Here is a 15,759-nt window from a genome sequence, read left to right on the forward strand (position 1 = left end):
CCAGCGTGATACCGCGTTCACCGACTATCGTGCCCTGATTATTCAGCGCCCCACCGTTCAGCGCCAGCGCCCGGCTTTCCCAGCGTCCGTTATTGCGCAGCTGGTTGCCGCGCAGCGTCANAGCTTACCCACACCGGATACGGTGCCCTGATTGTCGAGCACGCTGGCGCTCAGCCAGCTGTCGCCGCCGGAGAGCAGCGAGCCCTGATTAGTGAGCAGGCTGGCGGGGTTGGCGCGGTCCAGCGTAATGGCTAACCCGTGGTCCCCCTGCATCCGCCCGCGGTTGGTCAGCTGCTGCGCGTCAAACGTCAGGCGGTCTGCCTGTACGTCACCGTCGTTTGCCGCCGTCGCCGCGCGCAGTACCGCGACACCCTGCGACAGCAGCGTGCCGCCCTGCTGGTTATTCAGGCCATTTGTGGTCGTCAGCGACAACGCATTGAGACCAAAAATCTGTCCACGGTTGGTCAGCTCAGCGGCCTGCAGGGTGATATCGCCCGCCTGCCACTGCCCCTGATTGTCAACCTGATCCGCCGTCAGCGTGCTGCGGCCCTGACTCAGCCAGTTGCCCTGATTGCGGGCCGTCCCCGCAATTGCCAGCGTCAGTGCATCCACGCCCAGCATCTTGCCCTGATTATCCAGTGTCTGCGCGTCCACGTTTAGTGCCTGCGCTTCCAGCGTACCCTGCTGGTCGATATGGTTCGCCACGATACCTAACACGGTGCTGCCGCTGATAAGCCCTCGGTTATCCAGTGTATTACGCAGATCCAGTTGCAGATCGTCCGAGCCCAGCATCTGCCCGTGGTTCAGCACGTCCGCCGCGGTGATATCTGTCCGCTGGCTGGTGAGGTCACCGGTGTTGGTCAAGGTGCCGTCCAGCGTCAGCTGCAGGTCGCGCGTGCCGTTAAGCTGTCCGCCGTTGGTCACGTCGCGGGCGGCAATGGTGAGTGCCTGGCTGTTCAGTGCGCCCTGATTATCAAGATGATTGCCAAGCTGCAGTGTCAGCCCGTTCACCCCCGTCAGGGTACCGTGGTTGACGACGTCATTTGCCTTGAGGGTCAGCGCATTACTGCTGAGGTCGCGGGTATTATTCAGCGTTCCGGTCAGACCCAGAGACAGGCTGTCGACGCCGGTGATCGCACCGCTGTTGGTCAGGTCGTTCGCGTTCAGCGTCAGCGCCGCCCCGTAAAGCGTGCCACGGTTGGTGAGATGATTACCGATTGTCAGGTCAAGACGGTCGAGGCCGTTGATTTTCACGCTGTTATCCAGCCTGTCGGCCTGCGCGGTCAGTTGATAGCTGTTCAGCGCGCCCTGATTGGTTAAGGCGTCATCCAGCGTCAGTTGAAGACCATCAACGCCGGTAATATCACCCGCGTTGGTCAGCGACCGGGCAGCAATCGTGGCGAGCTTGCTCCACAGCGTCCCCTGATTGCTCAGGTCACCGTTCGCCAGCGTCACTGCCAGCGATGTATCACCCTGAATATGACCGGCGTTGGTCAGCTGCTGTGCGTCCAGCGTCAGGCGGTCCGCCTGCCATTCACCATCATTTTCGGCGGTGGTCGCGTTCAGCACCGCCTGGCCCTGCGTGAGCAGTTGGCCGGTTTGCGCATTGGTCAGCGTGTTTTTCGCCGTCAGCGTCAGCGCCGACAGCCCCAGCAGCCGTCCGGCATTCCCGACCTTATCCGCCGTCAGCGCCAGCGTGTTGCCCTGCCAGAGCCCGTCGTTTGCGACCGTGCCCGCCTGCGCCTGCAGTACCCCGTTGGTCAGCAGTTGGCCGGTGCCGCCGACCGTCAGGCCATCCCGCAGCTCTAGCGTGATGCCGCGCTCACCGACTATCGTGCCAACGTTGTTGAACGAACCACCGTTCAGCGCCAGCGCCCGGCCTTCCCAGCGTCCGCTATTGCGCAGCTGGTTGCCACGTAGCGTCAGGGTGTCGGCGGTATGCAGCAGGCCGGTGCCCTGATAGTCACCATCGAGCGTCAGCGCCCCGTCGGCCATCACAGTGCCCGCATTGTTTATCGCACCACTGTCGAGCGTCAGCTTACCCACGCCGGACACGGTGCCCTGATTGTCGAGCTGGCTGGCGCTCAGCCAGCTGTCGCCGCCGGAGAGCAGCGTGCCCTGATTGGTTAACCGGCTGGCGGGGTTGGCGCGATCCAGCGTGATGGCTAACCCGTAGTCACCCTGCATCCGTCCGCGGTTGGTCAACTGCTGCGCGTCAAACGTCAGGCGGTCTGCCTGCGCGTCGCCGTCGTTGGTCACGCTCGCCGCGCGTAAAACAGCCATCCCCTGCGACAGGAGTTTCCCGTTTTGCTGATTCGTCAGGCCGTTGGCGGTGCTCAGCGACAACGCATTGATGCCAAAAATTTGTCCACGGTTGGTCAGCTCAGCAGCCTGCAGCGTGATGTCACCCGCCTGCCACTGCCCCTGATTGTCAACCTGATCCGCCGTCAGCGTACTGCTGCCCTGACTCAGCCAGTTGCCCTGATTGCGGGCCGTATTCACAATTGCCAGCGTTAGGGCATCCACGCCCAGCATTTTTCCCTGATTATCCAGCGTCTGCGCGTCCACCGTCAGCGCCCGCGCTTCCAGCGTACCCTGCTGGTCGACATGGTTCGCAACGATACCCAACGTGGTGTTGCCGCTGATAAGCCCTCGGTTATCCAGTGTATTACGCAGATCCAGTTGCAGATCGGCCGAGCCCAGCACCTGCCCGTGGTTCAGCACGTCCTTCGCCGCGATGCCCATTCGCTGGCTGGTGAGATCGCCGGTGTTAGTCAGGGTGCCGTCCAGCGTCAGTTGCAGGTCGCGTGTGCCGTTCAACTGCCCGCCGTTGGTCACGTCGCGGGCGGCAATGGCGAGCGCCTGGCTGTTCAGTGCGCCCTGATTATCAAGATGATTGCCAAGCTGCAGCGTCAGCCCGTTCACGCCCATCAGGGTGCCGTGGTTGACGACGTCATTGGCCTTGAGTGTCAGCGCATTACTGCTGAGGTCACGCGTGTTATTCAGTGTCCCATTCAGATGTAGATTCAGGCTGTCGACGCCGGTGATCGCGCCGCTGTTGGTCAGGTCGTAGGCATTCAGCGCCAGCGCCGCCCCGTACAACGTGCCAGCATTGGCAAGGCTCTCGTTTACCGTAATGTCCAGTAGATCAAGGCCGTTGACTTTCCCGCGGTTGTCCAGCCTGTCGGCCTGTGCGGTCAGCTGATAGCTGCTCAGCGTACCCTGATTGGTTAAGGCGTCATCCAGCGTCAGTTGAAGACCGTCAACGCCGGTAATCTCACCCGCGTTGGTCAGCGACCGGGCAGCAATCGTGGCGAGCTTGCTCCACAGCGTCCCCTGATTGGTGACGTCGCCATTCGCCAGCGTCATCTTCAGGGATTTATCACCCTGAATATGCCCGCGGTTGTTCAGATTTTGCGCCTCCAGCGTCAGGCTGTCCGCCTGCCATTCACCGTCATTTTCGGCAGTGGCCGCGTTCAGCACCGCCAACCCCTGCGTGAGCAGCGAGCCGGTTTGCGCATTGCTCAGCGTGTTTTTCGCCGTCAGCGACAGCGCCGACAGCCCCAGCAGCTGTCCGGCATTCCCGACCTTATCCGCCGTCAGCGCCAGCGTGTTGCCCTGCCAGAGCCCGTCGTTTGCGACCGTGCCCGCCTGCGCCTGCAGGACCCCGTTGGTCAGCAGTTGGCCGGTACCGCCGACCGTCAGGCCATCCCGCAGCTCCAGCGTGATACCGCGTTCACCGACTATCGTGCCCTGATTATTCAGCGCCCCACCGTTCAGCGCCAGCGCCCGGCTTTCCCAGCGTCCGTTATTGCGCAGCTGGTTGCCGCGCAGCGTCANACCGCCGACCGTCAGGCCATCCCGCAGCTCCAGCGTGATACCGCGTTCACCGACTATCGTGCCCTGATTATTCAGCGCCCCACCGTTCAGCGCCAGCGCCCGGCTTTCCCAGCGTCCGTTATTGCGCAGCTGGTTGCCGCGCAGCGTCAGCGTGTCGGCAGTATGCAGCAGGCCCGAGCCCTGATAGTCGCCATCAAGCGTCAGCGCCCCGTCTGCAATCACCGTGCCCGCGTTGTTTATCGCACCGCTGTCAAGCGTCAGCTTACCCACACCGGATACGGTGCCCTGATTGTCGAGCACGCTGGCGCTCAGCCAGCTGTCGCCGCCGGAGAGCAGCGAGCCCTGATTAGTGAGCAGGCTGGCGGGGTTGGCGCGGTCCAGCGTAATGGCTAACCCGTGGTCCCCCTGNTGTGTATAAGAGACAGGCAATCACCGTGCCCGCGTTGTTTATCGCACCGCTGTCAAGCGTCAGCTTACCCACACCGGATACGGTGCCCTGATTGTCGAGCACGCTGGCGCTCAGCCAGCTGTCGCCGCCGGAGAGCAGCGAGCCCTGATTAGTGAGCAGGCTGGCGGGGTTGGCGCGGTCCAGCGTAATGGCTAACCCGTGGTCCCCCTGTATCCGCCCGCGGTTGGTCAGTTGCTGGGCTTCAAACGTCAGGCGATCTGCCTGCGCGTCGCCGTCGTTGGTCACGCTCGCCGCGCGCAATACCGCCATACCCTGCGACAGGAGCTTCCCATTCTGCTGATTCGTCAGGCCGTTGGCAGCGCTCAATGACAGGGCGTTGAGACCAAAAATCTGTCCACGGTTGGTCAGCTCAGCGGCCTGCAGCGTGATATCGCCCGCCTGCCACTGCCCCTGATTGTCAACCTGATCCGCCGTCAGCGTGCTGCTGCCCTGACTCAGCCAGTTGCCCTGATTGCGGGCCGTTCCCGCAATTGCCAGCGTCAGCGCATCGACACCCAGCATCTTGCCGTGATTATCCAGCGTCTGCGCGTCTACCTTCAGCGCCCGTGCTTCCAGCGTACCCTGCTGATCAATATGGTTCGCAATGATATCCAACGTGGTGGTGCCGCTGATAAGCCCGCGGTTATCCAGCTTATTACGCAGATCCAGTTGCAGATCGGCCGAGCCCAGCATCTGCCCGTGGTTCAGCACATCCGCCGCAGTGATACCGATCCGCTGGCTGGTGAGGTCACCGGTGTTGGTCAAGGTGCCGTCCAGCGTCAGCTGCAGGTCGCGTGTGCCGTTCAGCTGTCCGCCGTTGGTCACGTCGCGGGCGGTAATGGCGAGCGCCTGGCTGTTCAGCGCCCCCTGATTATCCAGATGATTGCCGAGCGCCAGCGTCAGCCCGTTCACGCCCATCAGGCTGCCGTGGTTGACGACGTCATTGGCCTTGAGCGTCAGCGCATTGCTGCTAATATCACGCGTGTTATTCAGCGTCCCGTTTAGGTTCAGGGCCAGGCTATCCACACCAGTGATCGCACCGCGGTTAGTCAGGTCGTTCGCGTTCAGCGTCAGCGCCGCCCCGTACAGCGTGTCGCGGTTGGTGAAGTTATTACCGATTGTCAGTTCAAGACGGTCAAGGCCGTTGATTTTCCCACGGTTGTCCAGTCTGTCGGCCTGTGCGGTCAGTTGATAGCTGCTCAACGTGCCCTGATTGGTTAAGGCGTCATCCAGCGTCAGCTGAAGACCGTCAACGCCGGTAACCTCACCCGCGTTGGTCAGCGTGCGGGCAGCAATCGTGGCGAGCTTGCTCCACAGCGTCCCCTGATTGTTCAGGTCACCATTCGCCAGCGTCACTGCCAGCGATCTGTCACCCTGAATATGACCGGCGTTGTTCAGTTGCTCTGCGTCCAGCGTCAGGCGGTCCGCCTGCCATTCGCCCTCGTTGCTCGCCTCGGCCGCGTTCAGTACCGCCTGGCCCTGCGTGAGCAGCGAGCCGGTTTGTGCATTGGTCAGCGTGTTTTTCGCCGTCAGCGTCAGTGCCGACAGCCCCAGCAGTTGGCCGGCATTCTCGACCTCATCCGCCGTCAGCACCAGCGTGTTGCCCTGCCAGAGCCCGTCGTTTATGACCGTGTCCGCCTGCGCCTGCAGGGCCCCGTTGGTCAGCAGTTGACCGGTAGCGCCGACCGTCAGGCCGTCGCGCAGCTCCAGCGTGATACCGCGTTCACCGATAACCGTGCCGGTGTTGTTGAACGCGCCGCCGTTCAGCGCCAGCGCACGGCTTTCCCAGCGTCCGCTATTGCGCAGCTGATTGCCGCGCAGCGTCAGTGTGTCGGCGGTATGCAGCAGGCCGGTGCCCTGATAGTCACCATCGAGCGTCAGCGCCCCGTCGGCCATCACGGTGCCCGCATTATTTATCGCACCACTGTCGAGCGTCAGCTTACCCACGCCGGATACGGTGCCCTGATTAGTGAACTGGCTGGCACTCAGCCAGCTGTCACCGCCGGAGAGTAGCGTGCCCTGATTGGTTAACCGGCTGGCGGGGTTGGCTCGGTCCAGCGTAATGGCTAACCCGTGGTCCCCCTGCATCCGTCCGCGGTTGGTCAACTGCTGGGCTTCAAACGTCAGGCGGCCCGCCTGCACGTCGCCGTCGTTGGTCACGCTCGCAGCGCGTAAAACAGCCATCCCCTGCGACAGGAGCTTCCCGTTTTGCTGATTCGTCAGGCCGTTGGCGGCGCTCAGCGACAACGCATTGAGACCAAAAATCTGTCCACGGTTAGTCAGCTCATTGGCCTGCAGCGTGATGTCGCCCGCCTGCCACTGCCCCTGATTGTCAACCTGACCCGCCGTCAGCGTGCTGCTGCCCTGACTCAGCCAGTTGCCCTGATTGCGGGCCGTCCCCGCAATCGCCAGCGTCAGTGCATCCACGCCCAGCATCTTGCCGTGGTTATCCAGCGTCTGCGCGTCTACCGTCAGCGCCCGCGCTTCCAGCGTGCCCTGCTGGTCGATATGGTTCGCAACGATACCTAACACGGTGCTGCCGCTGATAAGCCCGCGGCTATCGAGTGTGTTGCGCACATTCAGTTGCAGGTCATCGGAACCCAGCATCTGTCCGTGGTTCAGCACGTCCGCCGCGGTAATACCGGTCCGCTGGCCGGTGAGGTCACCGGTATTGGTCAGGGTGCCGTACAGCGTCAGCTGCAGGTCGCGTGTGCCGTTCAGCTGTCCGCCGTTGGTCACGTCGCGGGCGGCAATGGCAAGCGCCTGGCTGTTCAGCGTTCCCTGGTTATCAAGATGATTGCCAAGCTGCAGCGTCAGCCCGCTCACGCCCGTCAGGGTGCCGTGGTTGAATACGTCATTGGCCTTGAGCGTTAGCGCAGTGCTGCTGAGGTCACGCGTATTATTCAGCGTTCCGGTCAGACCCAGAGACAGACTGTCGACGCCGGTGATCGCACCGCTGTTAGTCAGGTCGTGGGCATTCAGCGTCACCGCCGCCCCGTACAGCGTGCCGCGGTTGGTGAAGTTATTACCGATTGTCAGTTCAAGACGGTCAAGGCCGTTGATTTTCCCGCGGTTGTCCAGCCTGTCGGCCTGTGCGGTCAGCTGATAGCTGCTCAGCGCGCCCTGATTGGTTAAGGCGTCATCCAGCGTCAGCTGAAGGCCGTCAACGCCGGTAACCTCACCCGCGTTGGTCAGCGTGCGGGCAGCAATCGTGGCGAGCTTGCTCCACAGCGTGCCCTTATTGTGTAATTCGCCGTTTGCCAGCGTCGCCTTCAGCGCTGTATCGCCCTGAATATGACCGCGGTTGTTCAGGCTTTGCCCATCCAGCGTCAGGCGGTCCGCCTGCCATTCGCCGTCATTTTCGGCAGTGGCCGCGTTCAGCACCGCCAACCCCTGCGTGAGCAGCGAGCCGGTTTGCGCATTGCTCAGCGTGTTTTTCGCCGTCAGCGTCAGTGCCGACAGCCCCAGCAGTTGTCCGGCATTCTCGACGTCATCCGCCGTCAGCGTCAGCGTCTTTGCCTGCCACTGGCCGCGGTTGTCTAACTGGCGGGCGGTCAGCGTGCTGTCGCCCTGACTCAGCCATTTTCCGCTGTTGCGCGCCGTGGTGTTAATCGCCAGCGTCAGCGCATCGACACCCAGCATCGTGCCCTGATTGTCGAGCGAATTCGCCTGCACCTGCAGCTGGCGGCTTTCGAGCGAACCTGCTTGGTCGATCTGATTCGCCTCCAGCTGTACCTGCTGGCTGCCGCTAATCAGGCCGCTATTGCGCGCCGTCGCCTGCAGCGTCAGGTGCAGCACGTCACCGGCGAGCTCGCCCTGATTGAACAGGTCGGTCGCCGACAGCCCCAGCGCTGCCCCATAGAGCTGGCCCTGATTGGTCAGGCTATCGGCCACGGTCAGTTGCAGCGCGTTAACCCCGGCAATCTCGCCGCCGTTAAACAGGCTAGCGGCCGTGATGTCGGTGCGCTGCCCCAGCAGCGTACCCTGATTCTCCAGCGCATGTCCCTGCAGCCGGATGGCGTTCGCCTGCCAGCGCCCGCGGTTGGTGAGCGTGGTGCCGGACCACTCCAGCAGTCCGTCAGTCTGCAGCGACCCGCGGCCCTGATAATTGCCCGCCAGTGACAGCCCGGTGACGGCCACGATATCTCCGGCATTCTCCACCGTCTCACCGATAAGGGTTGCCGTGCCGTTACTGGCGAGGGAGCCCTGATTGGCTAGCTGCGTGGCGCGCAGCTGTGTGTCGCCCCCGGAGACCAGCGTGCCGCGGTTGTCCAGTGTGCCATCGACAGGTAAACCAATCTGAGGGGAAGGCTGCGCGTTGAGTTGTTGAATATCTGCCGCCAGTGATAGCGCCATCGGCAGGAATGAACGCTGACGCGCGGCACCCGCAGGCGCGACCGTGATGTCCATGTCCTCTGCGGTCTGCACCCGTCCTGCGTTGGTGAAACTTGTAGCCTGCAGTGTCAGGCGCTCCGCCCGCCACTCGCCGTGGTTCTCCGCCTGAGCGGCCTGTAACACCGCCGCGCCCTGCGTCAGCAGTTTGCCGGTTTGTTGATTGGTCAGCCCGTGTTGTGCGGTTATCGACAGCGCGTCAATCCCCAGCAGTTGCCCGGCATTCACGATATCGTCAGCCTGCAGCGTCAGGTTCCCCGCCTGCATCAGGCCGCGATTGTTCACCTGCTGAGCGGTTACCACGCCAGCTTTCTGGGTCAGCAGGCTGCCATCATTAGACAGGTTACCGGCAATCGACAGCGTCAGCGCATCCACGCCCAGGATGTTGCCCTGATTGGTCAGTGAAGCGGCGTCCAGCGTGACGATTTTTCCTTCCAGCGTGCCATTCTCGCGCTGGGTGACGGCATCTGCCGTCAACGCCAGCGTGTTGCTGGCACTGATTATCCCTGCGTTATCCAACTGACCGGCGAGCGTGAACTGCAGCGCATCCGTCCCGATGATGTCGCCACGGTTATCGAGGTCGGTTGCCGTGACACCCAGCGCACGACTGCGCAACGCGCCGGTATTGTGCAGGCGGTCGCCGAGCGACAGCGTCAGCGTATCAACAGCGGTGATATCGCCGTGGTTAAACAGGCGATCGGCGGACATCTCGACAGTGTTCCCCAGCACTGTGCCCTGATTGGTCACGTCCTTCCCTTGCAGGGACAGCGCCCGGCTCTCCCAGTGCCCGTTATTCGCCAGCGTGTCACCGTGCAACGTCAGTGTACCCGCCGTATTCAGCAGGCCGCGGCCCTGATAGTCACCGCGCAGCGACAATCCGGTTGCCGCGACCACTCGCCCGTCGTTAACCAGCGACAGCCCGGTCAGCGACGTATGGCCCAGACTGGACAACGAGCCCTGATTGTCCATCAACCGCGCGAACAGCGTGGCATCTCCGCCTGTCGTCACGGTGCCGCGGTTAACGAAGGTGCCTTTGCCATCAATGGCGGGTAGCGTCAGGGACAAGGAAGCATCACCCTGAATCTGGCCGTCATTGGTCAGGTTCTCTGCCGCCAGCGTCAGGGCTTTTGCCTGCCACTCTCCGGCATTGACGGCCTCTGCTGCTGTGAGCGTCGCGGTGCCCTGAGACAGCAGCTTGCCCGCTTGCTGGTTGATGAGCCCATGGGTGGCCGTCAGCGCCAGCGAGGACACGCCGAGGATTTTCCCCGCGTTATCCAGTTCTTCCACCTGCAGCGTGACGTTTTTCGCCTGCAAGGTGCCCTGATTGATAAACCGTTTGGCCGTGGTGCTGCTATCGCCCTCGCTCAGCAGTTCGCCCTGACTGGAGAGGTTGCCCGCTATCGCCAATGTCAGCGCGTCGGTGCCCCGCAACGTACCCTGATTGTCGAGCTGTGCTGCTTCCACACGAAGCCGATTGCTCTGCAGCGTACCGGCGTTAGCCAGATTGCCGGTGATAGCCAGCGTCAGCGCATCCGTGCCGTGAAGTGAGCCCCGATTATCAAGCTGTGCCGCGTCCACGCGCAGCTGATTGCCCTGCAGCGTACCGGCGTTATCCAGATTGCCAGTGATAGCCAGCGTCAGCGCATCAGTACCGTGAAGTGTACCCTGATTGGTAAGCTGTGCCGCTTCTGCAAGAAGCTCATTACCCTGCAGCGTACCGGCGTTATCCAGGTTGCCGGTTAAGAAGAGCGACAGATTATTGATACCGCTCATCGTGCCACGGTTGTCGAGAGACGTACCGTCTGCGGTGAGGGTTAACGCCTGCAGCGTGCCCCGGTTTTCGGTCTGCGCCGCCTGAAGGCGCAGCGACTCTGCGCTGAGCCAGTCACCGCTATTGGTAAAGGTATCGGCGACGGTCAGGTTCACTGCCCCCCGCGCCTGTGCCTGACCGCTGCTGGTGAGAGTAGTGGCCTCAATATTCAGTGCATTGCCCTGCAACACCCCAGCCTGGCTGGCGGTATTGCTGTTCATCGTCCAGTTTCCGGTGGCCAACAGGCTGCCGCGGTTGTCCAGTTGCGCGGCGGTAATCTGTCCGTCGCCGGTAATACTGGTCTTGCCCGCGTTGAGCCAGCGCTCGGCATTCAGCAGGAACTGCTGCGCCTGAATGGCGCCATCGGTCTCTGCCTGTCCGGCGTTTATCATCAGGTCAGTACCCGCCTGTAGCGTACCGCGGGCGGATTGCGTCAGTGAACGTGTGGCGTCAAGCTGCAGCGCCTTATCAGCCTGCAGCGTGCCCTGATTGGCGAGCGTGCCGGTGTGCAACTGTAATGCCGGGGCGGTGAGCGTACCGTCATTGCTGAGGCGGTCGGCGGTTATTTGCAGGATGTTGCCAGCCTGCATCAGGCCGCGGTTATCCAGCGTGTCGCCCAGCGTCAGCGCCAGTTTTTCACCCGCGCTGATCGTGCCGCGGTTCACCAGACTGCCGCCGTGCAGCGACAACATCTGTTGTGCGTTGATAACGCCGTGGTTTTCGGTCGTCTGGCTGGTCAGGTCGAGGGCGTTCGCGGTTACCTCGCCTTGATTACTAAGCTGGTCAGCCTGTGCGGTCAGCGTGGCGGCCTGCAGCGTGCCGCCATTGGTGATGTTGTCGGCCAGCAAAAACATCTGATTATCCGTCAGGATGTTGCCCTGATTGTTCAGCACCGTTTGCAGTTCAAGTTTCACTTCATGACGGGCGCTGAGTAATCCGCTGTTATCCAGACGCTGTGCGTTAACCGTCAACCGCTCGGCGGCGGCCAGCGTGCTGTGGTTCGTCAACGTGTTGCCGGTGAACGTCAGTGCCTGCAGCGCAGCGATATCGCCTTGGTTATCCAGCGACTCTAACGTCAGCGTGAGAGTTTTCCCTGCCAGCGTACCGCGCTGCACCAGACGTCCGCCGTCAACGGTCAGGGCATTACCTGCCGTCAGATTGCCCTGCCAGTCGCCCTGCTGCGCCACGCGCACCGTGGCGTTATTCTTCGCCTGAAGCTGTGCACTGCCGGCACCGTTAAGCGTTTTCGCCTCGAGTCGCACATCCTCAGCACCCGCACTCCCCGCCAGCGATACGGTGTCGCCGCGCATCTCAAGCACCGACTCCGCCTTGATGCCGCTTTGCGCATCCTGCTGCAGCAAGCGCCCCGCCTCGACTGTCACCTTACCGGCGGCAAGCTGGGTAGCATTAAGCATGACATTGTCACCTTTAAGGGAGAGTTGATGAGCGGAGTTGACCGTGCCCTGCGCATCGACCCCAGCACTGATGACGCTGTTTTGCGCCTGCAGTCCGCCACCCGATGTCAGCGCGATGTTTTGCCCAGCCCGCAGCGTCGCGTCCTGCAGCATGATGTCCTGTCGGGCGTTCAGCGTCAGGGCGTCGCCCGCCTGCTGCTTGCCCCGCAGCGCCAGCGCCTCCGCGTCGGCCTGAATGTTACCCTGCGCCACCGTATCGCCGAGGCTGAGTTTACCGTTGGCCGACAGCGTGATATCGCCGCTGCGTGCGCTCAGGTTGCCAATGTTAACGCCCACACCTTTATCGCTGGAAACCAGCTTGATGCGGTTGGTGTACATGCCACCCAGCGCGCCCGTATCCAGCGCGACTTTTACACCGCTGTCTGCCGCCTGCGCCGTCACCTTGCCCGTCGCGTCAACCTGATTCGCCCCCAGCACAATCCGGGTATCGTTGGCATTCAGCCCGGCATCAATCTGCGCGGTGCGGGCTATCAGGCTGAGGTAGTCACTCTTGCTCGCATCCAGCCCCTGCCCGGTCAGCGTGATATCGCCGCGTTTCACGTCGATATGCTGCAGGTTGCCCTGCGCGTCCAGCTGCAGTTTACCGGTGGTCAGCGTCACCTGCGGGGTGTTGATAAAGCCGCAGCCGTCGCAGGTAATGCCGTTCGGGTTGGCAACGATGACGCTGGCCTGCTTGCCGCCCACTTCCAGGTAGCCAGCCAGCGTACTGCGATTGGTGGACACCACTTCGTTGATAATGGCGTCGGCAGCCTTGCCTTTCAGGTTGGGGTTGTTCTGGATCAGCCCGCCGAGCTGGGTCGGATTGAGCTGCGCCGTGCCGTTATTCAGGATCAGACCCGGCTTGTCGACGTTAAAATCCTGATACTGGTTGTGGGAGATCCCCGCGCTGTTTGGCGTGGCGATATTGATGACCGGGACGCCGTTGCCGACCTGATCCAGCGCGGTATTGCCCGTCGCGACCTGCACCCCCGCCGCCATCGCCGGCAACAGCGGCTGAAACGCAATCAGGTGGATCAGCGTGTACGCCAGCAGGCGCTGTGTGGTTTTTACTGGTTTCATCCCTGATCCCCGGTCTTAATAATTAACAACGAAAAATTAAAAACTAAAAAGAAAGCCCAACGCGGTAATACACCACGGCACTATCCGGTTTTAACCAGTCGGGATGTGCCAACGGCCAGCCAACCGTGATTTGTTGTGATAGATATTGATTCGCGACACCCGCGCCTACCGCCGCGCCCCACAGCGTACCCGCCGATTCGCTGTCCGCCTGATGTGAGAAAAGATGTCCGCCGTCGACCGCTGCCGTCAGGGTGACGCTACCCAACAGCGGCAGCTGCGCCGCTCGCCAGTTGAGTTCGTTGCGCCAGTAACCACCGCGATTGCCTGAAAAATACTGCTCTTTGAAACCGCGAACGGAGGTTTCCCCGCCCAGCGTGACCTGCTCGCTGCCATACAGGCGCTGCGGTGAATACTGGCCGTAGAAGTTGGTGAGATAATGAAGGTTGTCAGCAATCGGGTAGTAATAACTGGCCGCCAGCGTCACCTTGTTAAATTCGGCGCGCAGCGCATCATCAGATTTCCCTTCATCGCTTTCAGCGCCGAACCAGCGCGTTCCCCGGCTGTATGCAGGGTTGAGCGTCGCCAGACCGCCCCACAGCTTCTGACTGTGGTTGATGCCGATAATCGCGCTGCTGAGTTTACGGCTGCTGGATTGCAGCAGGACATCGTTCAGGTAGTTCTTTCCGATACGGTGCGACAGGCCCGCCGAGAGGCTGGTTTTCATGTCGCCGTTGCGAAACACCACGCGTGACAGCGTGGCGCGGTGCGTCTGGCTGTCGCCGGTTGAATGCCAGAGGAAATCCCGGTTGATGAAATCGTTGCGATAACGGCTTTGGGAGTAGTCGTAGCTGAGCGTCCAGTAACCATAGGGCAACGACACGCCCGCCTGCAGGCTTTCGACATTGCGGCTATCGCGAAACTCGCTGCTGTGCCCGCCGTTAACAAACCACTGGTCGGCTAGCCCCAGCACGTTATCCGCCCACAGGCCGCCGCTTAGCTGCCGCTCTCCGGTGCTTTTCTGCCCGCTATTATCAAAACCGATGTTTGCCGTCAGTGGAATTTGTTTCTTACTGGTAAGGTTGACGATGGAATAGCCGGGCTGGCTGCCGGGCTGAATTTCGATGCTCACCTGCTGCGTCGGCATGCGGTTGAGCTGTTCCATGCCCTGTTCGATATCCCGGAGATTGAGAATTTTGCCTTCCAGCCCTGGGAAAACCTGTTTTAATGCCCACGTCGATTGGTTATTAAGATTAATAGATTCGAGACGACCTTCCAGAGTATCGATCTGTAATACGCCGCCAGAAAGATCTTGCTCAGCAATAAAGGCTCGGCTGGTGATATAGCCCCGTTCAATATACCAATTACTGACATCATGAATCAGCTGATTTATATTGTTAACATTAAGACAACGATTAATATAATCTTTATTTAACTTATTTTTATCTTTTTCACGTAGCAGGGAGCTATTGTGATAATTAATATCTTTAATGAAAAAGCAGTGCCCGGCGTCGCTTCCGCCAGTTGGATTTGTCGTCGTTTGCGGTTGATTTAACTGTAATAAGGCGTCGCGCTGCTGCCGAGATTGGTCAATTACCTCGGCCTGCCGCTGCTGAATGTCATTTCTGTCTGCCGGATTAAGCGGCGCGGAAAATACGGTATAAGAAAATAGCGCAGGCACGATAACGAACAGCCTGAAAAAACCACGCATGGCTTCATCCCTGATGAGAATAATTTTTTCGGCATAGTAGAACCGTTAATTACCAAGCTCAATATGTCAGGTAATATATAATTTTATGACAATCGGTTTGCGTTAAGTCGCGATAAAATATTTCCTTAACCAATAATTTTAGATTGGTTACGCCTCGTCACACAATACTGCGTACTTCATGACCTTTTCTTGTCGATTCTTCACCCGTGCGATATCTCACCCCATAGCCTCGTTGATGCATCATATTGTATATTAGCGCCTCATCGCCGCGGGTCGTTGCGGGTCGTTGCGGCGCTAACTCATGTTTATCTCATCACGTTGCGCAGCGCTTCTCTCTGGGGGAACAGTGAATTATCCAATTGGGCAGATCAATCACAGCTATTTGGGCTCCAGCGTTTATACCATGTTGCGTGAGGCGTTAATTACTGGACAACTCAAGCCAGACGATCGCCTGAGAATACGGGAACTCGCCGCACAGGTTGGTACCAGCGTCACGCCGGTGCGAGATGCGATCCTGCAACTGGCGAAAGAACAAGCGCTGGTGCTCAGGACGCCGCGCGATATTCGTGTCCCTCAATTGACCGAAGCCCAGTTTATAGAGATCCGCACACTGCGGCTGGCGCTGGAAGGCACGGGGGCCGAGCAGGCTGCCGCAAACATTACGCCGAAGATGTTGGAGCAGATTGAAGAGAATATTCGCCAGAATCGTCTGGCAATTGACGAGAAAAATCTACGCGAAGCGCTGCGGTTAAATAGCGAATTTCACCTGTTTCTGGCGCAGGCGGCGCGTATGCCGCTGTTGACGCAGTTTATCGGCAGCCTGTGGATGCGCACCGGCCCGCTGATTGCGCAGGCCTATGCGCATTTTTCCGTGCAGATGGCGATTGAACATCACGAAGAGGTCTTCGCGGCGCTACAGCAGCGCGATGCCAGCGCCGCTCGACAGGCCATCCAATCCGATATTCTGGACGGCAGCGAAACGATGCTGGCCTTTATTGCCATCGATCAATAGCATGACGTGGCTCAA

General features: G+C 60.6%; 3 protein-coding genes and 1 pseudogene. 1 reads left to right on the forward strand and 3 read right to left on the reverse strand.

What is annotated here, in order from left to right; genetic code table 11:
• Positions 1–117 precede the first annotated feature (117 nt).
• The 3 genes and pseudogenes from QWJ20_RS10185 to QWJ20_RS10195 form a co-directional block, all read right to left on the reverse strand.
• Complete coding sequence (locus tag QWJ20_RS10185) at positions 118–4,140, reverse strand: beta strand repeat-containing protein (RefSeq protein WP_433992659.1); 4,023 nt, start codon at positions 4,138–4,140, stop codon at positions 118–120.
• A gap of 100 nt (positions 4,141–4,240) precedes the next feature.
• Positions 4,241–13,024 (reverse strand): annotated as a pseudogene (locus QWJ20_RS10190) (two-partner secretion domain-containing protein); the annotation flags it as partial.
• Between the two features lie 43 nt (positions 13,025–13,067).
• A complete protein-coding gene (locus QWJ20_RS10195) occupies positions 13,068–14,732 on the reverse strand; it encodes a ShlB/FhaC/HecB family hemolysin secretion/activation protein (RefSeq protein ID WP_433992465.1) in 1,665 nt (554 codons plus the stop codon).
• Positions 14,733–15,078: 346 nt separating this feature from the next.
• On the opposite strand from QWJ20_RS10195, the gene QWJ20_RS10200 reads away from it, so the two are divergent.
• Positions 15,079–15,744, forward strand: coding sequence for a GntR family transcriptional regulator (locus tag QWJ20_RS10200; RefSeq protein WP_433992466.1), 666 nt, complete (start codon positions 15,079–15,081; stop codon positions 15,742–15,744).
• The last annotated feature ends 15 nt before the right edge of the window (positions 15,745–15,759 follow it).

Source organism: Pectobacterium sp. S5, assembly GCF_051707265.1.
GTDB lineage: Bacteria > Pseudomonadota > Gammaproteobacteria > Enterobacterales > Enterobacteriaceae > Pectobacterium > Pectobacterium polare.

Excerpts from the sequence above, each read along its gene's own strand:
- QWJ20_RS10195 (WP_433992465.1), bottom strand. The coding sequence starts at position 14,732 with ATGCGTGGTTTTTTCAGGCTGTTCGTTATCGTGCCTGCGCTATTTTCT.